24 protein-coding genes and 1 riboswitch are annotated in these 24731 nt (G+C 70.7%); of the genes, 15 read left to right on the forward strand and 9 right to left on the reverse strand.

Translation table 11 applies throughout. The features are described from left to right. Window positions 1-48 precede the first annotated feature (48 nt). Complete coding sequence (locus ACFY16_RS29350; RefSeq protein ID WP_390650191.1) at window positions 49-1299, reverse strand: YncE family protein; 1251 nt, start codon at window positions 1297-1299, stop codon at window positions 49-51. A gap of 149 nt (window positions 1300-1448) precedes the next feature. Between ACFY16_RS29350 and ACFY16_RS29355 the strand changes: the two genes are divergently transcribed. After that, window positions 1449-2108: a TetR/AcrR family transcriptional regulator gene (locus ACFY16_RS29355; RefSeq protein WP_390650192.1), complete on the forward strand. Its 660-nt coding sequence runs from the start codon at window positions 1449-1451 to the stop codon at window positions 2106-2108. 29 nt (window positions 2109-2137) lie between these two features. Beyond that, a complete protein-coding gene (locus ACFY16_RS29360) occupies window positions 2138-2938 on the forward strand; it encodes a CU044_5270 family protein (RefSeq protein WP_390650193.1) in 801 nt (266 codons plus the stop codon). On the opposite strand, the gene ACFY16_RS29365 is transcribed toward ACFY16_RS29360, so the two are convergent. Next, on the reverse strand, window positions 2939-3787 hold the full coding sequence (locus ACFY16_RS29365; protein ID WP_390650194.1) for a bifunctional 5,10-methylenetetrahydrofolate dehydrogenase/5,10-methenyltetrahydrofolate cyclohydrolase: 849 nt from the start codon (window positions 3785-3787) through the stop codon (window positions 2939-2941). Window positions 3788-3809: 22 nt separating this feature from the next. Then, window positions 3810-3894, reverse strand: a riboswitch (ZMP/ZTP riboswitch). Between the two features lie 217 nt (window positions 3895-4111). Between ACFY16_RS29365 and ACFY16_RS29370 the strand changes: the two genes are divergently transcribed. Continuing rightward, the gene (locus ACFY16_RS29370; RefSeq protein ID WP_390650195.1) at window positions 4112-4951 is read left to right on the forward strand and encodes an SDR family oxidoreductase; all 840 of its coding nucleotides are present in this window, start codon (window positions 4112-4114) and stop codon (window positions 4949-4951) included. Between the two features lie 78 nt (window positions 4952-5029). On the opposite strand, the gene ACFY16_RS29375 is transcribed toward ACFY16_RS29370, so the two are convergent. After that, window positions 5030-6865 carry a glycoside hydrolase family 15 protein gene (locus ACFY16_RS29375; protein ID WP_390650196.1) on the reverse strand — a complete coding sequence of 612 codons (1836 nt, stop codon included), beginning with the start codon at window positions 6863-6865 and terminating at the stop codon, window positions 5030-5032. Between the two features lie 483 nt (window positions 6866-7348). Between ACFY16_RS29375 and ACFY16_RS29380 the strand changes: the two genes are divergently transcribed. From ACFY16_RS29380 to ACFY16_RS29390, 3 genes are read left to right on the forward strand one after another with little or no spacing between them, the layout of a single operon-like run. Then, window positions 7349-7576 (forward strand): ferredoxin, encoded by a 228-nt coding sequence (locus tag ACFY16_RS29380; protein ID WP_390650197.1) that lies wholly within the window; start codon window positions 7349-7351, stop codon window positions 7574-7576. Continuing rightward, a complete protein-coding gene (locus ACFY16_RS29385; RefSeq protein WP_390650198.1) occupies window positions 7573-8964 on the forward strand; it encodes an NAD(P)/FAD-dependent oxidoreductase in 1392 nt (463 codons plus the stop codon). The genes ACFY16_RS29380 and ACFY16_RS29385 overlap by 4 nt, the downstream gene beginning before the upstream one ends. A gap of 13 nt (window positions 8965-8977) precedes the next feature. Further along, a complete protein-coding gene (locus ACFY16_RS29390) occupies window positions 8978-10201 on the forward strand; it encodes a cytochrome P450 (protein ID WP_390650199.1) in 1224 nt (407 codons plus the stop codon). Window positions 10202-10525: 324 nt separating this feature from the next. On the opposite strand, the gene ACFY16_RS29395 is transcribed toward ACFY16_RS29390, so the two are convergent. Both ACFY16_RS29395 and ACFY16_RS29400 read right to left on the reverse strand, forming a co-directional pair. Further along, window positions 10526-10894: a nuclear transport factor 2 family protein gene (locus tag ACFY16_RS29395; protein ID WP_390650200.1), complete on the reverse strand. Its 369-nt coding sequence runs from the start codon at window positions 10892-10894 to the stop codon at window positions 10526-10528. A 374-nt stretch (window positions 10895-11268) separates the two neighbouring features. Then, window positions 11269-11835, reverse strand: a complete 567-nt coding sequence (locus tag ACFY16_RS29400; protein ID WP_390650201.1) for a rhodanese-like domain-containing protein — start codon at window positions 11833-11835, stop codon at window positions 11269-11271. An 88-nt stretch (window positions 11836-11923) separates the two neighbouring features. Here ACFY16_RS29400 and ACFY16_RS29405 point away from each other — a divergent pair, with 88 nt between their 5' ends. Next, entirely contained in the window at window positions 11924-12211 is a 288-nt protein-coding gene (locus ACFY16_RS29405) for a metal-sensitive transcriptional regulator (protein ID WP_390650202.1), read from the forward strand. A 24-nt stretch (window positions 12212-12235) separates the two neighbouring features. Here the strand turns inward: ACFY16_RS29405 and ACFY16_RS29410 are convergent, their stop codons facing one another. Next, window positions 12236-12982 (reverse strand): sulfite exporter TauE/SafE family protein, encoded by a 747-nt coding sequence (locus tag ACFY16_RS29410; protein ID WP_390650203.1) that lies wholly within the window; start codon window positions 12980-12982, stop codon window positions 12236-12238. Beyond that, entirely contained in the window at window positions 12979-14667 is a 1689-nt protein-coding gene (locus ACFY16_RS29415; protein WP_390650204.1) for a rhodanese-like domain-containing protein, read from the reverse strand. The genes ACFY16_RS29410 and ACFY16_RS29415 overlap by 4 nt, the downstream gene beginning before the upstream one ends. A gap of 200 nt (window positions 14668-14867) precedes the next feature. On the opposite strand from ACFY16_RS29415, the gene ACFY16_RS29420 reads away from it, so the two are divergent. The 5 genes from ACFY16_RS29420 to ACFY16_RS29440 all read left to right on the forward strand — a co-directional run bounded on the left by ACFY16_RS29420 (window position 14868) and on the right by ACFY16_RS29440 (window position 18956). Further along, window positions 14868-15956: an S-(hydroxymethyl)mycothiol dehydrogenase gene (locus ACFY16_RS29420; RefSeq protein WP_390650205.1), complete on the forward strand. Its 1089-nt coding sequence runs from the start codon at window positions 14868-14870 to the stop codon at window positions 15954-15956. Further along, window positions 15956-16585 carry an MBL fold metallo-hydrolase gene (locus ACFY16_RS29425; RefSeq protein ID WP_390650206.1) on the forward strand — a complete coding sequence of 210 codons (630 nt, stop codon included), beginning with the start codon at window positions 15956-15958 and terminating at the stop codon, window positions 16583-16585. Before ACFY16_RS29420 ends, ACFY16_RS29425 begins: the two co-directional genes overlap by 1 nt. A gap of 134 nt (window positions 16586-16719) precedes the next feature. Further along, on the forward strand, window positions 16720-17634 hold the full coding sequence (locus tag ACFY16_RS29430; protein ID WP_390650207.1) for an SDR family oxidoreductase: 915 nt from the start codon (window positions 16720-16722) through the stop codon (window positions 17632-17634). A 201-nt stretch (window positions 17635-17835) separates the two neighbouring features. Beyond that, entirely contained in the window at window positions 17836-18531 is a 696-nt protein-coding gene (locus ACFY16_RS29435; protein WP_390650208.1) for a L,D-transpeptidase family protein, read from the forward strand. 239 nt (window positions 18532-18770) lie between these two features. Further along, window positions 18771-18956, forward strand: a complete 186-nt coding sequence (locus ACFY16_RS29440; RefSeq protein WP_390650209.1) for a hypothetical protein — start codon at window positions 18771-18773, stop codon at window positions 18954-18956. Between the two features lie 202 nt (window positions 18957-19158). On the opposite strand, the gene ACFY16_RS29445 is transcribed toward ACFY16_RS29440, so the two are convergent. After that, window positions 19159-20550 (reverse strand): S1 family peptidase, encoded by a 1392-nt coding sequence (locus ACFY16_RS29445; RefSeq protein WP_390650210.1) that lies wholly within the window; start codon window positions 20548-20550, stop codon window positions 19159-19161. 250 nt (window positions 20551-20800) lie between these two features. Beyond that, window positions 20801-21859 carry a DUF3800 domain-containing protein gene (locus ACFY16_RS29450; protein ID WP_390650211.1) on the reverse strand — a complete coding sequence of 353 codons (1059 nt, stop codon included), beginning with the start codon at window positions 21857-21859 and terminating at the stop codon, window positions 20801-20803. A gap of 25 nt (window positions 21860-21884) precedes the next feature. On the opposite strand from ACFY16_RS29450, the gene ACFY16_RS29455 reads away from it, so the two are divergent. The 3 genes from ACFY16_RS29455 (at window position 21885) to ACFY16_RS29465 (ending at window position 24492) form a co-directional block, all read left to right on the forward strand. Further along, window positions 21885-23063, forward strand: a complete 1179-nt coding sequence (locus ACFY16_RS29455; protein ID WP_390650212.1) for an aminotransferase class I/II-fold pyridoxal phosphate-dependent enzyme — start codon at window positions 21885-21887, stop codon at window positions 23061-23063. Window positions 23064-23151: 88 nt separating this feature from the next. Continuing rightward, window positions 23152-23904 (forward strand): type 1 glutamine amidotransferase domain-containing protein, encoded by a 753-nt coding sequence (locus ACFY16_RS29460; protein WP_390650213.1) that lies wholly within the window; start codon window positions 23152-23154, stop codon window positions 23902-23904. A gap of 198 nt (window positions 23905-24102) precedes the next feature. Next, the gene (locus ACFY16_RS29465; RefSeq protein ID WP_390650214.1) at window positions 24103-24492 is read left to right on the forward strand and encodes a PPOX class F420-dependent oxidoreductase; all 390 of its coding nucleotides are present in this window, start codon (window positions 24103-24105) and stop codon (window positions 24490-24492) included. Window positions 24493-24731: the final 239 nt, after the last annotated feature.

A 24731-nucleotide genomic window follows, 5' to 3' on the forward strand; every position in this document is an offset into this window, starting at 1 on the left:
GCCCGGGACGGAACGGGCGGGACCTTTCGACAGCGACGGAGGGCCGACTCAGCTGCTCGGTGAGGTCCAGTCGGCGGCCACGTGCCCGAGTCGCACGCGCTGCGGGTGGTCGCCGACCGGGACCGACACCGTCTTTTGCCCCGTGGCGAAGTCGATGGCCGTGACCTGATCGGCGCCGCTCTCGGAGATGACGCAGTCCTTGCCGTCGCCGCTGACCGTGGCCCAGTAGGGCTTGGAGGCGGTGACGAGCGGGCCTTCCTGGAGAGTAGTGCGGTCGACGACCGTCGCGTAGTCGTCCATCGTGCCCGCGACGCAGAGCCTGGCGCCGTCCGGGCTCATCGAAATGCCGTGGTGGCGCGAGTCGTTGACCCAGGTGGTGCGGTCCTCGCTGGTCGCGGGATTCTTCGGCAGGGTCTTCGTGCGGGTGATCCGGTCCGTGGCGACGTCGTACTCGAAGAAGCCGTTGAAGAACGAGACCTGGAAGTACAGCTTGGACTCGTCGGGGGAGAAGACGGCGGGGCGGACCGCGTCCGAGTAGTTCGTCAGACCGATCGCGTCCAGCCGCTGCCGCATGTCGATGACCTTGACCTGCTTGTACGTCGTCGCGTCCACGACCGTGATGTGCCGGTCGCCCTTCGTCCAGTCCCAGGCCGGGTCGTCGAGCGCCGTGTTGACGTCCCCGATGGCCATGTTCCAGATGTACTTGCCGTCCTTGGTGAAGATGTTCTCGTGCGGCTTGTCGCCCGTGGCGAACGAGCCGAGCTGTTTGCCGGTGTTGATGTCCAGGACGTGCACGGTGTTGGAGATCGAGGCGGACACCGCGACCCGCGTGCCGTCGGGGGAGACGGCCATGTGGTCGGAGCGGTAACCGGACACCGGGAAACGCCAGTTGATGTTCCCGGTGGCGAGGTCGATGGAGACGACGTCGGCGAAGCTGGGACGGGAGACGACGACCGACTTCCCGTCCGGCGTGGTGTACATGTCGTCGACGAACTGGTCGTGGCCCTCGCCGACGCCGTTGCGGATCGCCGTGAAGTAGATCCACTTGATGGGGTCGGCGTTGATCTCCGCCATCCGGGCGTCCTTGTCCGGGATGACGTTGATCCGGCCGATCTTCGCGAAGTCGCCGGTGGACTTGATGACGTCCGCGGTGCCGTCCCAGTTGTTGCCGACGAACAACACCTCGCGCAGGGCGGCGGCGGAGGTGCCGGTGGCGGTGGCGGCGGTCGCCGGAGCGGTGACGGTCAGGACGAGGGCGGCGGCTACGGAGCAAAGGTGCCGAGGTCTGAGGACCGGCATGACTGCTCTCTCCTCTGTGGGGGAATCTGGAACCAGATCTGAAAACGGACACGTTCAGATTTGACTTACTGGAAAGTAAGGAAGAGATGCCGTTGGCCACAAGACCGCGTACACGACAAAATTGACCGTGGTTCGACGAAGGAGGCTCAGTGGCGGGCAGGCTCAAGGCGCCGACCGGCCGTTACGGAGGCAGGTCCGCCGAGGAACGGCAGGCCGAGCGCCGTCGCAGATTCCTGGACGCCGCGCTCCAGCTGTTCGGCGGCACCCCCGGCTACCGGGCCACGACCGTGGCGGCGCTCAGCGAGGCCGCCGGGCTGTCCACCCGCCAGTTCTACGAGGAGTTCCGCACCCTCGAGGACGTCCTGGCCGCGCTGCACCTCCAGGTCAACGACTGGGCGGAGGGAGCGGTCCGGACCGCCGTCGCCGGAGCCGAGGACCGCCCGCTCGCCGAACGCGTCACCGCGATCTTCCACGCCTACGCCGCGAACGTCACCGCCGACCCACGCCGTATCCGTATCACCTTCGTCGAGATCATCGGCGTCAGTGCCCGCCTGGAGGAACAGCGCCTGGCCCGCCGGGCCCGCTGGGTCGACCTCATCTGCGCCGAGGCGACGGCCGCCGCGGCACGCGGAGAGGCGGCCCCCCGCGGCTACCGGCTCGCCGCGACGGCCTTCATCGGCAGCGTCAACGGACTGCTGCACGACTGGAGCGCGGGATGGGTGGAGGCGACCCTGGACGAGGTGGTCGACGAGCTGGTCCGGCAGCTGCTGGGGATCCTCAGGCCGGTGGGGTGGAGTCCGGCGCGTTGACCTTCATGCGTGCACCTGTATGAGGAACCATGGCCGCCGTCGCGGCGACCGCCCTGGCCCTGCTGCTGAGCGGTCCGGCCACCACGCCCGCGGTCGCCGCACCGCGCCCGCTGACCGTCCTGGCCGGCTCCACGCCCGTACCCCTGGACCGGTTGGCCGAGCGCGCCGCGGCGGCCGCCGCGGACGGCTCGCCGACGCTGCTCAAGGGCACGCATGTGCAGTCCTGGAGCCTCGGCATGTCGGACGATCGACCGCCGATCACCCTTCCCGAGGAGCGCATCGTGCGCTGGACGGCGGACGACGGCCACACCGAACTCGTCGTGGCGACCGACCCGCGGCATCCTGGCCGGCCCGTCCTCACCGACGAGGACGGCGAGCCGCGCCTGGTCGACGACGGGGACGTCATCAGCAGGCAGACGTTCCCGCCGAGTTGGACCGACGCCCCGCCCGGGTCGCGGCCGCCGCACGACGCCGGACAGCTGCGCGCCTACCTGGCGGAGACCGAGCACGCCGAATCGCTGAGCACCGCCGAACTTCTCGACGCCACGGCCGAGTTGCTCGACCATTGGACACTTGGCGCCCCTGAGTCGGCGGCGCTCGCCCGGGTCCTGGCGGACGCGGAGGGGCTCCGGCCCGTCGGGCAGGTGACGGACCGCCTCGGGCGGAGCGGTCAGGCGTACGTGTACGAGGCCGTCGGCCTCCGCCAGATGCTGATCATGGACCCCGCCACCGGCACCGTCCTCGGACTGGAGACCACATTCACCAGTGACCAGCCCGAGTACGGCGTGACGGCCGGCGATGTCATGGAGTACAGCGCCTGGATGCGCTGATCACACCCCGAGCTGCCGGGCGGCCGCGTCCACGGTCTGCTCCAGCAGCGTGGCGATGGTCATCGGACCGACGCCGCCCGGCACCGGGGTGATGAGCGACGCCCGCTCCAGCGCCGAGTCGAAGTCGACGTCGCCTACGTTCCCGGCGTTGTAGCCCGCGTCGATCACCACGGCGCCGGGCTTGATGTCGACGCCCTTGACCAGCTGCGGCCGGCCCACGGCGGCGACCACGATGTCAGCCTCGCGGACGACCGACGAGAGGTCCCGGGTGCGGGAGTGGGCGTACGTCACCGTCGCGTTCCGGGCGAGCAGCAGCATGCCGGCCGGCTTGCCGAGAATGGCGCTGCGGCCCACCACGACGGCGCGCTTCCCGGCGGGGTCGACCTCGTACTCGTCGAGCAGGCGCATGATCCCGCCGGGCGTGCAGGACACGAAGCCCGGCAGACCGAAACTCATCGTCGCGAACGACGCGAAGGTCACGCCGTCGACGTCCTTCTCCGGCGCGATCGCCTCGAAAGCGGCTCGCTCGTCGATGTGGTCGCCGACCGGGTGCTGGAGCAGGATGCCGTGCACGGAGGGGTCGGCGGAGAGCGCTCGGAGTGTGCCGACCAGCTCCTCGGTGGTCGTCTCCGCGGGCAGTTCCACGTGCCGCGAGTCGATGCCGGCCTTGCGGCAGCGGTTCTGCTTCATCCGGACGTACGTGACGGACGCGGGGTCCGCGCCGACCAGCACCGTCGCCAGACAGGGCGCCGCACCGGTGCGCTCGGTGAGGTCGGCCGCGCGCTCGGCGGTCTCCTCCACGATCCGCCGGGCGAGCGCGGTGCCGTCCATGAGCCGGGCCTGAGTCATGATCCACTCCTGAGCAGGTTGACCTTGTCGCCCAGGCGCACGGCATCGACTTCTCCGGAGCCGCTCCCCGGTGGTGCTCCACCTCAGCGCCAGTCACGGCCCGCCACCAGCCTAACCGAGGCCGTACGAGGGAGTGCTCACCCCTGGAGCGGCTGGGCTGCACCCGCCGACGAGCTCGCCTCCGACCGGGCGAAGCTTTTAGGTCGGTCAGCGCAACTCAGGCGCACTCGGTGTGCCGGTGCTCTGCCACGGTGATTGTGTGGCCCTGAACCTCCGGGCCCCGGCCCGGCTGTTCCGGGCCAAGCAGTGGAGGAGAGAGTCATCGTGAGTTCCACCGAGGGCGCACCGCGGGGAGTGATCCCCCAGCACCTGCTCAGGGGCCAGAAGGCGCTGGTCACGGGCGCGAACTCCGGAATCGGCATGGCCACGGCCGTAGCTCTGGGCCGGGCCGGGGCCGACGTGGTCGTGAACTACGTCGCCGGCCGCGAGGAGGCCGAAAAGGTGGTCGAGGAGATCTCCTCCTTCGGCGTGCGGGCGGCGGCCTACGAGGCCGACGTGTCGGACGAGGGCCAGGTCGTCGCCATGGTGAACCGGATGGTCGAGGAGTTCGGCACGATCGACATTCTGGTCGCCAATGCCGGACTGCAGCGCGACGCCCCGTTCACCGACATGACGCTCGCCCAGTGGCAGAAGGTCCTGGACGTGAACCTCACCGGGCAGTTCCTCTGTGCCCGTGAGGCGACCAAGGAGTTCCTGCGGCGGGGTGTGGTCCCCGAAGTCTCGCGCGCGGCGGGGAAGATCATCTGCATGAGCTCGGTGCACCAGATCATCCCGTGGGCGGGGCACGTCAACTACGCCTCCTCCAAGGGCGGGGTGCAGATGATGATGCAGACGCTGGCGCAGGAGCTCGCTCCGAAGAAGATCCGGGTGAACGCGGTCGCCCCGGGGGCCATCAAGACCCCCATCAACCGCAGTGCCTGGGAGACACCGCAGGCCGAGGAGGATCTCCTGCGGCTGATCCCCTACAACCGCGTCGGCGAACCCGAGGACATCGCCCACGCGGCCGTCGGCCTTGCCTCCGACCTCATGGATTACGTCGTGGGCACCACTCTCTACGTGGACGGCGGGATGACGCTCTTCCCGGGCTTCGCCACCGGTGGCTGACCCACCTCACTCGCGTCGGCCCACGAGGGACTCGCACGCACCACGGTCCCGTCGCCCGGCGCATGCGCCGCGAATCGGCTACCGGCGATCAAGAGCCGCGTTCAGGGTGATGGCCGCGTCGATCAGGGCGAGATGGGTGAACGCCTGGGGAAAGTTGCCCAGTTGACGGCCCGTGGGGTCGATCTCCTCGGAGAACAGGCCGAGGTGGTTGGCGTAGCCCATCATCTTCTCGAACACCAGCCTCGCCTGGTCGATTCGCCCCGCGCGGGCCAGCGCGTCGACATACATGAACGTGCACAGCGAGAAGGTTCCCTCCGAGCCACGCAGGCCGTCGGGGGACGCCTCGGGGTTGTAGCGGTAGACCAGGCTGTCGCTGACCAGTTCCTGGTCCATGGCATCGAGGGTGGATGCCCACATCGGATCCTCGGGGTTGATGAACCCCACTGTGGCCATACGCAGCAGCGAGGAGTCGAGCACGTCGCTGCCGTAGTGCTGGACGTAGGCACGCCGGCCCTCGCTCCATCCCTTGGCCATGACCTGCTCGTAGATCTCGTCCCGGGCGGCACTCCAGCGCGGGACCGCGGCCGGCCAGCCGGTCGACTCGGCGAGCCGCAGCGCGCGGTCGAAGGCCACCCATGACATCACGCGTCCGTACGTGAAGTCCTGGCGGCCGCCACGGGTCTCCCACAGGCCCTCTTCCGCCTGGTTCCAGTGGTCGGCCAGCCAGTCCAGGTTCTCCGCCATCGACTTCCAGCCCCGGTACCCCGCGTGGAACCCGTGCCGATGAGCGAAGTAGACGCTGTCCAGTGCCTCGCCGTAGATGTCCAGTTGGAGCTGTGTGGCAGCGCCATTGCCGATCCGCACCGGCGCGGAACCGGCATAGCCCTCCCAGTGGTCGAGGATTTGTTCGTCCAGGTCGGAAGAGCCGTCGACCTTGTACATGATGTTGAGGGGGCCGGAGTCGCCGCCGCCGGCGCTCTCCTTGACCCGGTCGCCCAGCCACTGGATGAACCCCCTGGCCTCGTCGGTGAAGCCCAGTCCCAGCAGGGCGTACACAGAGAAGGAGGCGTCCCGGACCCAGGTGAAGCGATAGTCCCAGTTGCGCTCGCCGCCCAGTTGCTCGGGGAGCGCCGCCGTCGGGGCGGCCACCACGGCGCCGCTGGGGGCATAGGTCATGAGTTTCAGCGCGATCGCGGAACGCTCCACCGTCTCCCGCCAACGCCCCGAGTATCGCGACTGGTTCAGCCAGGAGCGCCAGAACGTGACGGTCTCGTGGAAGAGTCGCCGGTATTCGGTCAGGCGGATCTCCCTGGGCGGCCCGTCGGCGGCCGACTCCAGGACCAGCCCGCGCTCGTGGCCTGCCCGCAGGGTCAGCGAGCAGTACAGGTCGTCGTGCCGGGCCGTGAGGACGTCCACCACGCTTTCGTCCTCCGGTTCGCGGATGGGGTGCACGGTCAGTTGCTCGCCGTCCTGCGCGGCGAACACCGCGCCGTGCTCGGTGATGTCCAACTGGTGGGGCTTGCGTCCGTAGTCGAACCGTGGAGCGATCTCGACCTCGAACGTCATGCTGCCGCGTACGCAGCGGAGCATGCGGACCAGCCGGTGGCGGGGCGTGACCGTCGTACCGGTCACGGGCATGAAGTCGAGGACCTCACCGGCGCCCGCCTCGGTCATGAACCGGGTCACCAGGATCGCGGTGTCGGGCAGGTACAACTGCTTGGTGGCGTAGGTTTCGTGCTGCGGGCGGACCGTGCAGTGCCCGCCCTTGTCCTTGTCCAAGAGCGCGCCGAACACACTGGGCGAGTCGAACCGGGGCAGGCACAGCCAGTCGACGGCCCCATCGGTGGTGACCAGCGCCGCGGTCTGCAGATCACCCAGCAGGCCGTGGTTCTCGATCAGTGGGTAGTCGTCCATCGGGGTGTCCTCTCGGTGTGCCCTTCACCCGAATGCACCCCCTCGACCAGCGTAAGCCGCGGACCCTGCTTCGACCCGCGCGACATGTGCCGACAGCGGGCATCGCCGATGCCGCGGTCGAACGCGCCCTGCTTCTGGCCTCGTTCGCCTGGCTGACAAGCCGGGGCCGGGAGCAAGGTGACTCCGGCACCAGATCGGCAGGGCATCCCTTTGCCGGGATGCGGGTGATGTGCGCGCGGGATACGCTTTTTAAATCAAGGTCAAGTTCTCGAGGCGGTTTTGCAGACGCCGGTCGCCTTGGTCGCGATGACCGATTCTTGCTGCGGAGACCCGACAAGCGCGGTCCACCCCCTCGCACTTCTCGGCATCCCGTACGGGGGCAACGGCCGAATCCCTTCTCTCAAGCCTGTCTCGCACGGTGCGCGCCGGACGGGCACCGGCTTGAGGGCCCGCAGTCGTGCAGTCCCTGGCGTGGAGGTCGGGATGAGAATTGTCGTTGATCTTTCCCGGTGTGAAGGGTATGCGCAGTGCGCGTTCCTGGCTCCGGACGCGTTCCGGATGCACGGCGAGGAGGCGCTGATGTATGACCCGAAGCCCGACGACACCTCGCGCGACCGGGTACTGCGCGCCGCGGCGGCCTGCCCGGTCCAGGCGATTCTGGTCGACCAACTGGAGGGACGGGACGCACCGGTGGAGGCGTCGCCGTCATGAGCACCGCTGACACCTTGCGAGCGTTCAAACGTGACGGCCGCATCGTGGTCGTCGGGGCGTCACTGGCGGGACTGCGGGCCGCGGAAGCGCTGCGCAACGAGGGCTTCACCGGGTCGTTGACCATGATCGGTGACGAGTTGGGCGAGCCCTACGACCGGCCTCCCCTGTCCAAGCAGGTCCTGACCGGGTGGGTGTCGGCCGGGGACACCACGCTGCCGCGACGTCGTGACATCGATGCGGAGTGGTTGCTGGGCGTGCCCGCCAGCGGGCTGGACCTGGCGACCAACCATGTGCGTCTCGCCGACGGACGCGAGGTTCCCTTCGACCGGGTGTTGATCTCTACCGGGGTACGGGCCCGGCCTTGGTTCGTCGAGAGCGAGGCGGCCCTGGACGGAGTGTTCGTCGTGCGCACGCGCGAGCACGCCGAGAGCCTGCAGCAAGCCCTCGCCGCCGGGCCCTCGCGGGTCCTGGTCATCGGTGCGGGATTCACCGGCTCCGAGATCGCCTCCATCTGCCGCGAACGGGACATCCCGGTGACCGTCGCCGAACTCGCGCCGGCCCCGCTGGTCGGGGCGCTCGGCGCCCTGATCGGTGACGTCGCGGCGGACCTGCAGCGCGCTCACGGCGTCGACCTGCGTTGCGGTGTCAAGGTCACCCGGCTGGAGGGCGACGCGCAGGGGCGGCTCCGCCGCGCTCACTTCGACGACGGCAGCACGATCGACGCCGACGTGGCGGTGGTGGCACTCGGGGGCATTCGCAACACCGAGTGGCTGCGGGGCTCCGGACTGGCGGCAGGTATGTGGGGGATCGCCTGCGACACAGGCTGCCGCGCCCTCGACCTCAACGGCCTCATCACCGACGACGTCTTCGTCGCCGGAGACGTGGCACGCTGCCCGAACCCGATCTACGAGTACCGGCTCATCTCGCTGGAGCACTGGGCCAACGCCGTGGAGCAGGCAGAGGTCGCGGCGCACAACATGGTCAGCGGACAGGCGGATCGCTGGCCCCACCTGTCCATCCCGGTGTTCTGGTCGATCCAGTTCGGCGTCAACATCAAGACCGTCGGCGTGCCGACCTTCGCCGACGAGGTGGTCGTCTCCCAGGGCTCGGTGCCGGACCACCGGTTCGTCGCCGCGTACGGCTACCGGGGCCGCGTCACCGCGGCGGTCAGCTTCAACAACGCGAAGTGGCTGGACCACTACCGGCAACTGATCGAGACGGCCGCGCCCTTCCCGCCGCCCAGCCCCACGCCCGACCAGCCGGCCGACGTGAAACCGGTGCCCGTCGACTTCCCCGGCCCCACCCTGCTCGCCCAGGGAGCCACTGTGGTCGTCACCGGCCATGACCCGGGTGAGCGGCGCGTCACGTCCGTGCAGCAGCACCGGTAGGAGGGAGAGCGAGATGACGACGACCGAGACGCCCGACACGCTGCAGCGGATCCTCGATTATTCCTCCCGGGCCGACCCGTACCCGCTGTACGCCGAGTTGCGCAAGACGCCGGTGGCCCGGCAGGAGGACGGCAGCTACGTCATCAGCACCTATCGCGAGCTCACCGACATACTGCACAACCCGCATCTGAGCTCCGACGTCCGCAATCTGTCGCGTCCGATGCCCGCGATGGAGGCACGTGCCACGCCGGCGTTCATCAACCTCGACCCGCCCGAGCACGACCGCTTGCGGCGCATGGCGATGCGCCACTTCGGCCCCCCGCACACCCCGGGGCTGGTGACCGGTCTGGAACCCGACCTCACCGCCATCGTCAGCAGACTGATCGACGGCTTCGCGGGAAAAGAGCAGATCGACATCGTCGACGACTTCGCCTACCCGTTCCCCGTCACCGTGATCTGCCATCTGCTCGGCGTGCCACGCGAGGACGAACCGAGGTTCCGCCTGTGGGTGAACGCCATCATCGACTCGATCGACTACAACCCCAGGACCGACCCGAAGGAAAAGCTGGACAACGGCGTGCAGGCCACCAAGGACCTGCGCCAGTACCTCGGCGGGCTGCTGGAACAGCGCCACGGCCGGCCGGGTGAGGACCTGTTGTCACGGCTGGCCAACGATGACGGGCCCGACGGGCGGATGACCGACGAAGAAATCGTCAGCACCGCCAACCTGCTGCTGATCGCCGGCCACGAGACCACCGTCAACCTCATCACCAACGGGATGCTGACGCTGCTGCGCCACCCGGAAGTACTGCAGCGACTGCGCGACGAACCGGACCTGGTCGTGCCGCTGGTCGAGGAACTGCTGCGCTACGAGCCCCCCGTACACATCATTCCCTGGCGGGCGGCGTACAGCGACATCACCGTCGCCGACACCGTCATCCCCAAGGGCTCGCAGATCATGCTCATGCTGGCCTCGGGCAGCCGCGATCCGAACCGCTTCCACGAGCCCGACCACTTCGACCCTGATCGGCGCGACAACCAGCACCTCGGGTTCGGCAGTGGCATCCACCTGTGCTTCGGCGGCCCGATGGCCCGGCTGGAAACCCAGATCGCGCTGACCGAGCTGGTACGCCGCCTCGACGGGCCCAGGCTGGTCGCCGACCCGCCGCCGTACCGGCGCAGCCCCGTTCTTCGCGGTCCGATCCATCTGCACATCGAGCAGAGTGGCGGCCAGTGAGCGGTGGGTGACAGCCGAGGCGCCGGCGATACGCGCCGGCGCCTCGCTCGTCCCTTGGGCTGTGACCGCGGCCGCAGTTGTCCTGGGAGACGTGTCACCGACACCGGTGACGCCGTGTTCGAAGGGCACGTCGCGTCGGAGGACGCGGGCGAGCACGCGCTGCTCGCAGTACTGAGCGAAGCAGAGAAGCGGACACTCGCAGACCTGCCGCGGAAACCGGTCGTGGCTGCCGAGACCGGGCGGACCGATCCGTCCCCAGCCCCGCCCGGGCCGAGAAGGTCCAGGTCAGCCGGGCGGTGACCTGGACCCTCGCCGATCTCCTTCCTACTCGTCCCATGCCTGGATCATGATCTGTTCGCTGATCTTGCCGTCGCGCAGCGTGATCATCGACTCGGCGAGGACGCGAACCCCGTCGGGGTACTGACAGGACTCGCTGTAGGCCGCCCGGTCCCCCTGGACCACGCAGTTCTCCAGCTTGTGGGTCATGTCGCGGCTGTAGACGTCGTTGAGCATCGCGCCTATCTCGTCACGGCCGTGCAGGACCTTGGGGTGGCTGGGCTGGCTGTTGCGGTCGATGACGCGTATCTCGGCGTCGTCCGCGTAGAGCGACAGAAGTGTCGTCGGCGTGGTTCCTTCTATGCCCTGGCGCAGGGTGTCGGTGTCGAAGGCGGAGCCTGCCGCGGCGGTGCCCATGGTGACCTCCTTCGAGGGCCGCGGCCCGAGGGAGAACGGGCCACGAAGGACCTCACCTTCGAGCCTCCTCCGCCCCGGCGGGCTCGGCAAGCGCTGCCGGAGCGCTCCACCTGGCGGGTGGGCGGAGCGACACCGCCCCGACCGGGGCGCCCTGCGCGCGCGGTCAGTTGTCGGTGGTCGCCAGGCACCGCGTGGCCGCGAGTTCCGCGCAGAGCGGGTCGGCCGACACGAGGGCGCGCCGATAACCTCGGTTCCTCCCCTGCTGAACGCTCCAGCCCGGGCGAGGTGCCGGTGCGGACGTGACCGCCGCCGGGCCGGCCGCTGTCGGGGCCCCGACCCTGATCGGGGCCCCGCGCCGACTACTGCCGCGCCGGCTACTGCCGCGCCAACGCGGCCAGGGTCGCGTCGAGGTCGGCCGGACGCGGCCGGTTGTGCGGCAGCTTGGCCAGCAGCGCGGCCATGCCGCAGGTGTTGGTGAGCGCCGAGAAGACCAGGCCTCCCGCGATGCCCGCGGAGACCAACTGCCAGGCGGGATGCAGGAGTCCGAGGCCCAGACCGGCCAGCACCAGGCCGCCCGCGGTGAGGCGGACCTGCCGCTCCATGGACCAGGTGGTGCGGGTGCCCTGCGCCGGGCGGTGCAGTTCGTGACCGCCCTCCGCCCAGCCCTGCGTGCCGCCGGTCAGGGTCAGGGCCCGTACCCCGTGCTCGGCGAGGACGCGGCAAGCGTTCTCCGAACGCGCCCCGGAGGCGCAGACCACGAGCAACTCGCCGCGGACCTCGCGGAGCGTGGGAACGGCGCGCCCGATCCGGTCCAGGGGGACGTTGAGGGCGCCGGGCAGATGCCCGGCGGCGAACTCGCCCGGAGTACGGACGTCGATGACGGTCAACTGGGGCAGGCGGGTGCGGGCCTCGTCGGCGCCGAGGGCGGGGGGAGTGGGCACAGTGGGATCCTTCCTGAGTGAAGTGAGCGGAGCTGGGAAATCCGAGGGGGAGGGTAGAATACCCCCACGGGTATGTAGAGGAGTGGTCGTGGAGCTGCAGTTCGAGGGCGATGAGCTCAAGTCGGTGCTGAACCGGCTGCGCCGGGCGCAGGGGCAGATCTCCGGAGTGATCAAGATGATCGAGGAGGGACGCGACTGCGAGGACGTCGTCACCCAGCTCGCCGCGGCCTCCCGCGCCCTCGACCGGGCCGGTTTCGCGATCATCGCGACCGGACTCCAGCAGTGCCTGGCCGACTCCGGGAACGGCGAGGGCGCGGCGGAGACGACGGAGCAGATGAAGGCGCGGCTGGAGAAGCTCTTCCTGTCGTTGGCGTAGAGCCGTCCTCGGCCGGGGCGTGGCTCACACCAGTGCGTCGGCCAGCATCAGCGCGGCCACCAGCAGGAGAGCCCAGGCGAAGAGCCGGCGGAGCAGATCCGAGGAGATCCGGTCCGCGAACCGTCTGCCGTCCCAGGCGCCGAGCACCGCGGCCGCGGCGAACGGTGCGACGTGGGTCCAGTCGACGGTCACCGCCGATCCCGTGCGGGCCGCGAGCGCGGCGAGCGAGTTGACGGTGATGACCAGCAGGCTCGTGCCGACGGCGGCCCGCATGCGCAGGCCGACCACGTTCACCAGGGCGGGTACGGCGAGGAAGCCGCCGCCCACGCCCAGCACCCCGGTCACGGCGCCGAGCCCGGCCCCGGCTCCGGCGACCCGCACCGGGCGTACCGGTATGCCGTCCTGTTCGAAGGCCGAGGGGCGCAGCATCCGCAGCGCCGCGACGCCGGCGATCACGGCGAACGCCCCCGTGAGCAAGGCGGACGGCAGACGTGCGGAGAGCGCTCCGCCGAGCGCGGCGGGGACGAGCCCCGCCGCCGCGAAGATCGCGCCGCCCCGCCAGTGCACGGCGCCCGCCCGAGCGTGCGCGGCCAGCGCCGTGGCGGAGGTGACGGTGACGACGACGAGGCTCGCGGTGGTGGCCGCCGCCGGGGTGAAACCGAGCAGGTAGATCAGCGCCGGTACGGCCAGCATGCTGCCACCGCCACCCAGCGCACCCAGCGAGATGCCGGTGACGGCACCGGCGACAAGGGCGAGGACGAGTGCGGTCACGGGGTCGGCCGGCTGCCGTCGGTCCCGCCACCCACCACCGGCAGCCCCGCCCCGGCCCACGCCACCATGCCGCCGATGACGTCCACCGCGTCGGCTCCGCGAGCCGTGAGCAGGGTCGTCGCCTCGCGGGAGCGCCTGCCGGAGCGGCAGAGCACGACGAGGGGGCGGCCGTGGGCGGCCGGGGGCAGGTCGCTGCCCGTGGTCAGCGCGGACAGCGGGATGTGGACGGCACCGGGAGCGTGTCCGGACGCCCATTCGTCCTGTTCCCGGACATCGAGGAGTACGGCGGCACCCGCGGCTGCCCGCTCCTGGGCCTCGGCCGGGGTGATCCGGGCCATCGGGAGCCCGGCCGCGCGAGCCGCGTCGAAGCTGTCGTCGACGGCGACGACGTCGCGTCCCGCCGCGTCGAGGAGCGAGGCCGCGATCGCGGCCCGCATGCCGCCGGCGCAGTGCACCCACACCGTGCCGTCCGGTATCTCCGCGAGCCGGTCACGGAGCCGATGGAGCGGAATGTGCAGTGATCCCCTGATGTGCCCGTCCCGGCGTTCGGAGTCGCGGCGCACGTCGAGGATCACGACCGAGTCGTTCCCGTGCGCCGTGAGCTCCGCGAAGTCGGCGCGCGGGAAGGAGCGCGGGCGCTCACCCGTGCGCACCCACGCCGTGGGGGAGCCGGTCGCCGCCGCGGCCGGCCGGTCGATGCCGACCCGGACGAGTTCGCGCTGAGCGGCGGCGAGCTGCTCGGCCGACTCGGCGAGCAGGGTGACCGGCCTGCCCCAGGGCAGCAGCCAGGCCAGATACGTGGCGAGCTGTCCCTCGGCCGCGAAGTTCAGCGACCCGGCGACGTGCCCCTCGGCGAACGCGACCCGGTTGCGCAGGTCGACCACCCACTCCCCGGCGGCCAGCCGCGCCGCGATCTCGTCCGCGTCGGCGGGGAGCGGCGGGGTCAGGTCCACGGGAGCGGGGCCCCGCGCGTTCACGGGACCCATGTGCGCGTAGTACGCGGGCACGTCGTCCAGCCCCGCGAGCAGGTCGGCGACGAAGGTGTCGACGTCCTTGACGAGTGCCTCGTTGGCACCGCGCTCCTGGCCGATGGTGGTCGTCGCCCCGCCCGCGGCCTGCGTGGCGGAGCAGAAGCTGCCGAAGCCGTGCGTGGGCAGGACCGCGGTGTCGTCCGGCAGGGCGTCGGCCAGCCGGTGCGCGGAGTCGTACTGGGCCCGCGCCAGCCGCGCGGTCAGCCGGGGCTCGACCAGGTCGGGGCGGCCCACCGTGCCGATCAGCAGGGAACCGCCGGTGAAGACGGCCACTGCCTGTCCGGCGTCCTCGAGGACGTACGACGTGTGGTGCGGGGTGTGTCCCGGCGTGGCGAGTGCGCGCAGCGTCAGACCGCCCGCGACCTCCACGGCGTCCCCGTCCGCGACCGGCGTGTGCGCGTACGCGACCCCCGCGCCGGCGGGCACGAGGTACGCGGCACCGGTCAGCCGCGCCAGCTCGAGCCCCCCGGTCACGTAGTCGTTGTGGACGTGGGTCTCGACGACGTGGGTCACCCGCACGCCCCGCTGTGCCGCGGCCGCGATCACCCGGTCGACGTCCCTCGGCGGATCGACCACCACGGCGCTGTGCGCTCCGCCCGCCAGGTAGCCGCGGTTGCCGAGTCCCGGCACGTCGATGGTGTCGACGAAGTACACGGCAGCACTCCTCTCCTCGTGAAACACGCTGACCAATTACCCCCTGGGGTATGTTCACCACCGTAGCAGAGGTACCCCCGGGGGTATCCGGAAGAGATGGTCGGAGGGCGGCGCGACGGTCGCCCGACCGTGCGCTCGCTGATCAGTCGCGCGTAGGGTCGGAGAGGGACGGACATCCGACGACGGAAGGGCTGAGCACCATGGCGCAGGAAGTACGCGGCGTGATCGCACCGGGCAAGGACGAGCCGGTGCGGATCGAGACGATCGTCGTGCCCGATCCGGGACCCGGAGAAGCCGTCGTACGCGTCCAGGCCTGCGGCGTCTGTCATACCGACCTGCACTACAAGCAAGGCGCTATCAACGACGAGTTCCCCTTCTTGCTCGGCCATGAGGCGGCCGGCGTCGTGGAGTCGGTCGGCGAGGGCGTCACCGACGTCGAGCCCGGCGACTTCGTGATCCTCAACTGGCGTGCGGTGTGCGGCCGTTGCCGGGCCTGCCTGCGAGGCCGCCCCTGGTACTGCTTCGACACGCACAACGCGAAGCAGAAGATGACCCTCGCCTCGACCGGCCAGGAGCTCTCCCCGGCCCTGGGCATCGGCGCGTTCGCCGACAAGACCCTGGTCGCAGCCGGTCAGTGCACCAAGGTCGACCCGGCGGTCTCCCCGGCAGTGGCCGGACTGCTCGGCTGCGGCGTGATGGCCGGCATCGGCGCCGCGATCAACACGGGCAACGTCGGCCGCGGCGACACCGTCGCCGTCATCGGCTGCGGCGGGGTCGGCGACGCGGCCGTCGCCGGGTCCCGTCTGGCCGGCGCGGCGAAGATCATCGCCGTGGACATCGACGACCGCAAGCTGGAGACCGCCCGCTCGATGGGCGCCACCCACACGGTCAACTCCAAGGACGCCGACCCGGTCGAGGCGATCCGCGAGCTGACCGGCGGCTTCGGCGCCGACGTCGTCATCGAGGCGGTCGGCCGCCCGGAGACGTACAAGCAGGCCTTCTATGCCCGCGACCTGGCCGGCACGGTCGTCCTGGTCGGCGTACCGACCCCGGAGATGAAGCTGGAACTGCCGCTGCTGGACGTCTTCGGTCGCGGCGGTGCGCTCAAGTCCTCCTGGTACGGCGACTGCCTGCCCAGCAGGGACTTCCCCATGCTGATCGACCTGCACCTGCAAGGCCGCCTGAACCTGGAGGCGTTCGTGACCGAGACCATCCAGCTCGACGAGGTGGAGAAGGCGTTCGAGCGCATGCACCAGGGCGACGTCCTGCGCTCGGTGGTGGTGCTGTGATGACCGCCCGCATCGAACGACTCGTCACCTCCGGGCAGTTCACACTCGACGGCGGCACCTGGGACGTCGACAACAACGTGTGGATCGTCGGCGACGAGCACGAGGTCGTCGTCATCGACGCCGCCCACGACGCCGAGGCGATCGCCGAGGCCGTCGGCGACCGCCGCCTCAAGGCGATCATCTGCACTCACGCCCACAACGACCACATCGACGCCGCGCCCGCCCTCGCGGACCTGACCGGCGCGACGATCTGGCTGCACCCCGACGACCTGCCGCTGTGGAAGCTGACCCACCCCGACCGCGAGCCGGACGCCCATCTGGCCGACGGCCAGGTGATCGAGGCCGCGGGTGCCGACCTGACGGTCCTGCACACCCCCGGCCACGCGCTCGGCGCGGTCTGCCTCTACGACCCCGGCCTGGCCACGGTCTTCACCGGCGACACCCTCTTCAAGGGCGGCCCCGGCGCGACCGGCCGCTCCTACTCCCACTTCCCGACGATCATCGGCTCCATCCGCGACCGCCTCCTCACCCTCCCCCCGGAGACGAAGGTCCTCACCGGCCACGGCGACCCGACGACCATCGGCAGCGAGGCCCCGCACCTGGAGGAGTGGATCGCCCGCGGGCACTGACCCGGGTCAGTGCCCGCCTGGTGCGCGCCCGGCCGGGTGACCGCCCGTAAAACCCGTAAAAGGCGACAGGAGATGTCCGGCTTACCCGCCACGCTCGTACCCGACACCGGTCGTACGAGCACGGGAGGTCGGACATGTCCGGACCGCTGGAAGGCAAGGTCGCCCTGGTCGCCGGGGCCACGCGCGGAGCGGGACGCGGGATCGCGGTGGAACTCGGCGCGGCGGGCGCCACGGTCTACGTGACCGGACGCAGCACCCGCGCCCGGCGCTCCGAGTACGACCGCCCCGAAACCCTCGAGGACACCGCCGACCTGGTCACCGCGGCCGGCGGCCACGGCATCGCCGTACCCACCGACCACCTCGACCCGGCGCAGGTCCGCACCCTCGTGGACCGCGTCGCGGACGAGCAGGGCCGCCTAGACGTCCTCGTCAACGACATCTGGGGCGGCGAGAAACTCTTCGAGTGGGAGACCCCGGTCTGGGAGCACGACCTCGACAACGGGCTCAGGCTGCTCCGTCTCGCCGTCGAGACACACGCGATCACCAGCCATCACGCCCTGCCCCTGCTGCTGCGCGGGCCCGGCGGGCTGGTGGTCGAGATGACGGACGGAACCGCCGAGTACAACCGCGACACCTACCGCGTCAACTTCTTCTACGACCTCGCCAAGGCGTCCGTCCTGCGCATGGCCTTCGCCCTCGGCCGCGAACTCGGACCCCGCGGCGCCACCGCTGTCGCGCTCACCCCCGGCTGGCTGCGCTCCGAGATGATGCTCGACAACTACGGCGTGCGGGAGGACAACTGGCGCGACGCCCTCGACCGCGCCCCCCACTTCGCGATCTCCGAGACACCGCGCTACGTGGGCCGCGCCGTCGCCGCCCTCGCCGCCGATCCCGACGTGGCCCGCTGGAACGGCCGCTCCCTCTCCAGCGGCGGCCTCGCCCGGGAGTACGGCTTCACCGACCTCGACGGCAGCCGCCCGGACGCCTGGCGCTACCTCGTGGAGGTGCAGGACCGGGGGAAGCCGGCGGACGTGACCGGCTATCGGTGAGGTCAGTCCCGCTTCGGTGGCGGCGGATCTCGTTCCGCACGAGATCCGCCCGGCTGATCGTCACGGCACTACCACCCGGCCCCATGACGAACATGCCGAAGTTCACCGTTTCGTCACAGCTCGAACAGCCCTACAACCCACACCCCCGCACACCGGTCTAGCAGGCAGGAATCACGGAACACGCAGGGGAGAAGGTCCGCCATGGGGGACATACGCAGACGGAGCGCCGTCGCACTCGGGATCACCGGACTGGTGGCCCCGCTCACACTCGCGCTCACCGCCGCACCGGCCCAGGCCGCGAGCTGTACGACAAAGACCGGGCCGTACCAGAAGCAGGTGGAGAAGTTCCTCGGCCGGCCGGTCGACGGCAAGCAGTCGTCCGCCGACTGCAAGGCCATCCAGGCCTTTCAGACCAAACACGGCATCACGCCGAACATCGGCTACGCCGGGTCCGTCACCTGGGGCGTGATGGACCTCATGAACAAGCAGAAGGCCGTCGGCAAGAAGCCCAACAAGGACGGCAAGTGCCCCACCAACAAGGGCCGCATCGCCTGCGTCAACCTCACGCTCCAGCTCAGCTGGGTCCAGGACGGCAGCAAGCTCGTCTACGGCCCCGTCCCGGTCCGCACCGGCCGCAACGGCTACGAGACCCGCACCGGACTGAAGAAGATCTACTGGCGTGACATCGACCACGTCTCCACCCTCTACAACGTGCCGATGCCCTACAGCCAGTTCTTCGACGGGGGCCAGGCCTTCCACTCGGTCGGCGTCAGCATGTGGAACCCGCCCGGCTCGCACGGCTGCGTCAACATGACCAAGACCGACGCCAAGAAGTACTGGTCGCTGCTGAAGAAGGGTGACGACGTCTTCGTGTACGGCCGCAAGCCGGGCACCTGACGGCACCCGGCCCGTCCGGGCGGCTCACGCCTCGGGCGCGTCCCCGAAGTCCGGGATCTCCAGCCGCACTCCGCCCTGCCGCGTGCATTCGTACGGAACGACCCGCCGCCCGCACCTCGAGCAGCGCGGTCGCGCGTTTCACGCGTTCTGGGTCCCGGCAGATGTACGTGATCAGTAACACGGTCCGAAATGCCCGAATCATTCCTGATTACTCACATGGCCTTCACGTCGGTAGCCGTATGCTTCACACCATGTCCACCACTGTTGAACCCGTGTCCGAGCGATCGGCGGCGGAGGTCAACGAGGAGATCCGGGCCCTGTGGCTCCGGTCGGGCGGGACACTGAGCGGCGAGCAACGCGAGGAGTACCAGCGGCTCGTCTCGGAGTGGGCCGCCGTGGCCCCGCAGTCGGTACGGGCGGCCTGACCGCCGCCTCTCCGGAGCTGTCCGCCGAGAATCGGAGCGCCACCCCGGGGAACACCTGACCGAACAGGTGCCCTTCTCGCACTGTCCTCCACCGTCGACTACGGCATCGTCGACTTCGCAGGCGATGTCTCCTCTCCCGGCACGCTCGCGTGGCGGGGCGGTCGCCGAGGTCGCCATCATCCTGCCGGCCATCGGCCGACGCTCAGCCCCACGTCGCCGAGTAGTAGCGCTGATAGGCCTTGCGGTCCTGCTCCGTGCGGATGTAGCGGGTGGCGACCAGTGCGACCAGGCTCCCCGCGATCACCAGCATGCCGGGGCCGACGTTCTTCGGGTCCGTCAGTCGTGACAGCAGCGTCGAGGGCTCCGCGCCGCCTGTCACCGGAGCCGACGACCCCGGCGAGGCGGCGCCCGGGGCGATCGCGCTGTGCGTGGCGGAGGCGGACGGGGCCGGGGTGGGGGATGACGAGGGCGTGGCGCTCTGACCGCCGGCGGTCTGCGCCGACACGATCAGTTGCACCCCGAGCGTCGACAGCGCCTTCGTCACCGGCTGGAAGAACGTCGTACCGCCCGTCGTGCAGTCCCCGCTGCCGCCCGAGGTCACTCCGAGTGCGATCCCCTCGGAGAACATCGGCCCGCCGCTGTCCCCGGGTTCGGCACACACGTTCGTCTCGATCAGGCCGGTGACGGTCCCTTCCGGGTAGTTGACCGTGGCGTTGAGCGCGGTCACCTGCCCGTCGTGCAGTCCGCTCGTGCTGCCGCTGCGGAACACCCGCTGCCCGACGGACGGATCACCCGCACCCGTGATCCGCACCCCGTTGCCGTTGCCGATGGCCACGACGTCGGCGCCGTCGCCCGCCCGGCCGCTCGCGTACTGCACCAGCGAGAAGTCGCCGCCGGGGAACGACCCGCTGACCGTCTTGCCCACCTGCTGGGTGGCCTGGTTGTCCGCGAACCAGAGGGAACCGGCGGGCCCGCAGTGGCCGGCCGTGAGGATGAAGTCGCTCTGCCCGTTGGTCACGTTGAAGCCCGCCGAGCAGCGCCCGCCCGTCGACAGGATCGGCTGGGCGCCGTTGAGGCGCGTGGTGAACTCGCCGGTGGTGCGCTCCATGCGGACGAAACTGCCGATGCCGTCCGCGACGCGGGTCAGCGCGGACCAGTCGGCGGCGGAGACGGTGCGGTCGGCCTGCACCACGACCCTGTTGGTCCGGTAGTCCACGGACCACGCCGTGCCGGCCACCCGGGGCGCCGAACGCAGCGTCGTCGTCGCCGACTTGAGCTCGTTCATGCTGTGCCCCACCATCTTGGCGTCGGCACCCGCCTTGCGGACCTCGGCTGCCGTGCCCTCGTCGGTGACGGCGACGACCGGCTTCCCGTCGGCGCCGATCCAGCTGCCCGCCGTACGGGAGGCACCCAGGCGCGACACGAGCTGCGCGCCGGTCTCCGCGACGGAGTCCGCGGAGCTGCGCGGGAGGGCGGACGTGGCGGGAGTCTCGCTCGCCACGGCCTGCGTCACCATCACCCCTCCGAGGAGGAGTCCGCCGACGGCAGCCACCTTCGTCACTCGCCGGACGACCCGTCGTCGTGCGTGCCTCATGCATGGCTCCCGAACCCCGAACGCGCGGCGTCAACACCGCGGGGCCCTCCGGTCGTCGAGCGCCCTGACTTCCATACGTGCGCCGGGCGGGGCGTGTTCACCGCGAGGTCGATCAGGTCCTCGCCGTGAGGTTGTTCAGGCCCTGGCCGCGAAGGCGATCACGTCGTCGCGGCGAGGGGGATCACGTTCTCGCCGCGAGGCTGATCAGCTCCTGGCCACGAGGGTGAGCGGGCCGTCGACGCGTGAATGATCAGGGTTCCGACAGCGCCGGGAGTACGGCGTCCGCGGTCTCCACGGCGGCCGGACCGAGCCGCGCCCAGCTCCGCTCGTCGCCCCACACGGAGGTCGCGCCGACGTACGGCCGCAACAGCGCGGTGAGCACCGGGTCGCCGTGACCGTTCAGTTCGTCGGAGGCGATCCTGCGGGCGATACCGGCGAGGAAGTCGGCGAGCTGCACCCGTGGGTCCAGCCGTGAGTGGACGAGCCGCAGCCCGATGAGGCCGATGCCGTCGCGCCGGGCCGTCTCCTCGATCCAGGCGATGCGCTCCGGCGTCAGCATGTTCTGCCGGTCGTGCACGAGACGGACGGACTGTCCCTCGGCAGCCCAGTACGCGGCGGTTCGGACGATGGCGGGAAGCAGGGGATTCAGTAGGGGAACCAGCGGCGGTCCGTCGAGGATCCGCGCCCGATACCACTCCGCACGGGACCGGGATTGCGCGAGCCGCTCCAGAACGCGCGCCGAATCCCCGGCCGGACAAGCATCGCGCAAGGCGCCGACCGTACGGAAGAACACCTCGACCGGCACGCCGGGGGCACTGTCGTTCCGTACCCGCAGCAACTGGTTGGCCGATTCCAGGAATTCCCGCCATCCCTCGCTCCCGAAGGCCTGCGCCCCCGCCCGGAACAGGGCGACGGCCGCGTCCCCCGCGCCCTCGCTCTCGCCGTTGCCCTCGTCCAGCAGCAGGCCGACGGTCCGGTCCACGACGAAGAACGCCTTCTCGGTGAGGTGCACATGGGCATGACCGTGAATCGGACCCGCGGGCGCGAGCAGCCATTCCAGCACCGCCCGGTGTTTCTCCCGCAGCAGATGGTTCGCCTTGTACTCCTCGGCGGGTGAGCGAATCCGGTCCCGTATCTCCTGCACGTACGCGGCCGCGGATTCCACGGAAATCCCCACGCTGGCGTGCGCGAACACATCGGTGTTCCCGCCGGTGAGATTCTCGCCGTCCGACCCGGACTCGTCACAGGCCGCCTCGAGAAACGTCCCCGCGCCTTCCGCCCGCACCTCGACCGCTTCGTTCCGGCTCACCGCACAGCCCCCTATCTTGTGCCCCATGACAAGCATCCCGCACGTCACGCCCGGTGAACCGAATCCCCTGCGCGCACTCACCCTCGACCGCCTCCGATGTCGTACGAGCATGAAATGGCGCACCTACCCCGAGGACGTGCTGCCGCTGTGGGTGGCCGAGATGGACGTGCCGCTCGCCGAACCGGTCGTGGGTGCCGTCACCGACGCGATGGCGCTGGGGGACACCGGCTACCCCGCGGGAACCGACTACGCCGAGGCACTGGCCGCCTTCGCCGCCGGGCGGTGGGGCTGGGACGGGCTCGCCGTGGAGCGCACCGCGATCGTGCCGGACGTGATGCTGGGCGTCGTCGAGATGCTGAAGCTGGTGACCGGGCCCGGGGATGCCGTCGTGGTCAATCCGCCCGTGTATCCACCGTTCTTCCCGTTCGTCGGGCACATGGACCGGCGGCTGTGCGAGGCACCGCTCGGCGCGGACCTGCGCATCGACTTCGGCACGCTGGAGGAGGTCTTCCGGCGGGTCGTAGCCGGTGGACGGCGCGCCGCCTACCTGCTGTGCAGCCCGCACAACCCGACCGGCACCGTGCACACCGCCGACGAGCTCGCCGCCGTCGCGGCCCTCGCCGAGCGGTACGGCGTGCGCGTGGTCGCCGACGAGATCCACGCCCCGCTGGTCGCCGGGGGTGTGGACTTCGTGCCGTACCTGAGTGTGCGGGGCGCGCAGCGCGGTCTGTCCCTGATGTCGGCGTCCAAGGGATGGAACCTCGCCGGGCTCAAGGCCGCCCTGGCTGTGGCGGGCCCCGCGGCCGCCGCCGACCTCGCCCGGCTGCCCGAGGAGGTGAGCCACGGCCCGAGCCACGTGGGCGTCATCGCCCACACCGCCGCCCTGCGTGACGGCACCGCCTGGCTGGACGCGCTGCTGGCCGGCCTCGACGACAATCGCCGCCTGCTCGCCGAACTGCTGGCCGAGCATCTGCCGGCGATCACGTACCGACCGAGCGAGGCCACCTTCCTCGCCTGGCTCGACTGCCGGCCGCTCGGCCTCGGGGTCGATCCGGCGGACGTGTTCCTGGACCGCGGCCGGGTGGCGCTCAACTCCGGGATTCCGTTCGGGACGGGCGGCGCCGGCCACGTACGCCTGAATCTGGGGACGTCACCCGAGGTGATCACGGAAGCGGTACGGCGGATGGCGGCCGCACTGGCCTGACCGTCTCGCTGCCCGTCTGACTACCGACCGTCCGACCATCCGACCGTCCTCTGTCATGGACACGCGCGCATGCTGTCATCATGGCGGCATGCGCGTGCTGATCCCGCTGCCGGACCGTGACTTCGACGTCACCGAGGTGGCCGTGCCCTGGCGGCTGCTCACCGACGCGGGACATGAGGTCGTCTTCGCCACCGAACAGGCCGGCACCCGACCCGCGGCGGACCCGCGCCTGCTGACCGGGGTGATCCTCGGGCAGTTCGGCGCGGCGGACGAACCCAAGCGGTTCTACCGGCAGCTCACCGCGGCACCGGAGTTCACCGCCACGGCCGCCTGGGCGGACCTGGACGTGACGGCCTTCGACGGGCTGCTCCTGCCGGGCGGCCACGCGGCCGGCATGCGGCAGTACCTCGGCTCGCCCGAGCTGCAACGACAGGTCGCGCGCTTCTGGACGCTGGGGCGGCCGGTCGGCGCGATCTGCCACGGCGTGCTGGTCCTGGCCCGGTCGCAGGACCCGGCCACGGGCCGCAGCGTCCTGGCGGACCGGCGTACGACCTGCCTGCCCAAGTACATGGAACGCTCCGCCTACCTGAGCACTGCCTGGCGCCTCGGCCGCTACTACCGGACCTACCCGGCCTACGTGGAGGACGAGGTGCGCTCCGCCCTGGCCGACCCGGCGGCGCAGTTCGAGCGGGGCCCACGCGTCCTCACCAGGCGGGGCACCTCCGCCGACGACACCCACGCCTTCATCGTGGCGGACGGCACCTACGTATCCGCGCGCTGGCCGGGCGACGCGTACCTCTTCGCTCGGCGCTACCTCGAACTTCTCCGCCCGGCCGGCTGAAGCGCCCGGCCTGCCCCGGGGCAGACCCCGCGACCCTCCCAACGGGCGGACCGGCCATGTGCATGTGGAGGGGCGCCCCGTACGACACGGCGACGTCCTCTCAATACGGCGACGTCCTCTTCGGCCCGCGCCGGAACGATCCGGCCCACTAGCCAGGACTCCTTGGAGTGAGCATGGCAGGCGCCTAGACTGCCGGGCATGGACGAATCGTCGGTGGCCCGGCTCGGCGCGGGCAAGTATCTGCTGATCACCAGCTACCGCAAGAACGGCACCGGCGTCCCGACCCCGGTGTGGGTCGTGCAGGACGCAGAGCACGCCCTCGGCGCCTGGACGGTCGTGGACTCCTGGAAGGTGAAGCGGATCAGGGCCCGCGGCGACGTCCTCGTCGGCCCGTGCGACCTGCGCGGCAACCCGACCGGTGACCCGATCCCGGCCACCGCCGAGATCTGCGACGCCGAGACGACGGCCCGCTACCGCAAGCTCATCGCCCGCAAGTACGGGCTCCTCGGCCGCCTCACTCTCCTGGGCAGTCGCCTGCGCCGTGGACTCGACGGCACGGTCGGCATCCGGATCACCCTCACACCATGACCGAGGGCCGGCCGCGTGAGGCGGCCGGTCCTTTCCGGATCTCCGTACCACGGCGTGTCCAGCACCGTGCCGGTCAGCACCGCCCGTCGCCGGGTTCACCGGAGTCGTCGACCCACTGGAACCGCACCGACCGTCCGGCAGGAACCCGGTACCCCGGTTCGCGCCCACCGCGCGGGTCAGGACACGCGCCGGAGCCGCCGAGGGGGCCCGCCGCCCCGAGCCGTCGAGCAGCTCGCGCG

Origin of the sequence: Streptomyces sp. NPDC001315 (assembly GCF_042896175.1) — a bacterium.
GTDB lineage: Bacteria > Actinomycetota > Actinomycetes > Streptomycetales > Streptomycetaceae > Streptomyces.

Coding starts and splice junctions, on each gene's coding strand:
- ACFY16_RS29350 (WP_390650191.1), bottom strand. CDS start 1,299: ATGCCGGTCCTCAGACCTCGGCACCTTTGCTCCGTAGCCGCCGCCCTC.
- ACFY16_RS29360 (WP_390650193.1), top strand. CDS start 2,138: ATGGCCGCCGTCGCGGCGACCGCCCTGGCCCTGCTGCTGAGCGGTCCG.
- ACFY16_RS29365 (WP_390650194.1), bottom strand. CDS start 3,787: ATGACTCAGGCCCGGCTCATGGACGGCACCGCGCTCGCCCGGCGGATC.
- ACFY16_RS29375 (WP_390650196.1), bottom strand. CDS start 6,865: ATGGACGACTACCCACTGATCGAGAACCACGGCCTGCTGGGTGATCTG.
- ACFY16_RS29380 (WP_390650197.1), top strand. CDS start 7,349: ATGAGAATTGTCGTTGATCTTTCCCGGTGTGAAGGGTATGCGCAGTGC.
- ACFY16_RS29385 (WP_390650198.1), top strand. CDS start 7,573: ATGAGCACCGCTGACACCTTGCGAGCGTTCAAACGTGACGGCCGCATC.
- ACFY16_RS29390 (WP_390650199.1), top strand. CDS start 8,978: ATGACGACGACCGAGACGCCCGACACGCTGCAGCGGATCCTCGATTAT.
- ACFY16_RS29395 (WP_390650200.1), bottom strand. CDS start 10,894: ATGGGCACCGCCGCGGCAGGCTCCGCCTTCGACACCGACACCCTGCGC.
- ACFY16_RS29420 (WP_390650205.1), top strand. CDS start 14,868: ATGGCGCAGGAAGTACGCGGCGTGATCGCACCGGGCAAGGACGAGCCG.
- ACFY16_RS29425 (WP_390650206.1), top strand. CDS start 15,956: ATGACCGCCCGCATCGAACGACTCGTCACCTCCGGGCAGTTCACACTC.
- ACFY16_RS29430 (WP_390650207.1), top strand. CDS start 16,720: ATGTCCGGACCGCTGGAAGGCAAGGTCGCCCTGGTCGCCGGGGCCACG.
- ACFY16_RS29435 (WP_390650208.1), top strand. CDS start 17,836: ATGGGGGACATACGCAGACGGAGCGCCGTCGCACTCGGGATCACCGGA.
- ACFY16_RS29440 (WP_390650209.1), top strand. CDS start 18,771: ATGCTTCACACCATGTCCACCACTGTTGAACCCGTGTCCGAGCGATCG.
- ACFY16_RS29445 (WP_390650210.1), bottom strand. CDS start 20,550: ATGAGGCACGCACGACGACGGGTCGTCCGGCGAGTGACGAAGGTGGCT.
- ACFY16_RS29455 (WP_390650212.1), top strand. CDS start 21,885: ATGACAAGCATCCCGCACGTCACGCCCGGTGAACCGAATCCCCTGCGC.
- ACFY16_RS29460 (WP_390650213.1), top strand. CDS start 23,152: ATGCGCGTGCTGATCCCGCTGCCGGACCGTGACTTCGACGTCACCGAG.
- ACFY16_RS29465 (WP_390650214.1), top strand. CDS start 24,103: ATGGACGAATCGTCGGTGGCCCGGCTCGGCGCGGGCAAGTATCTGCTG.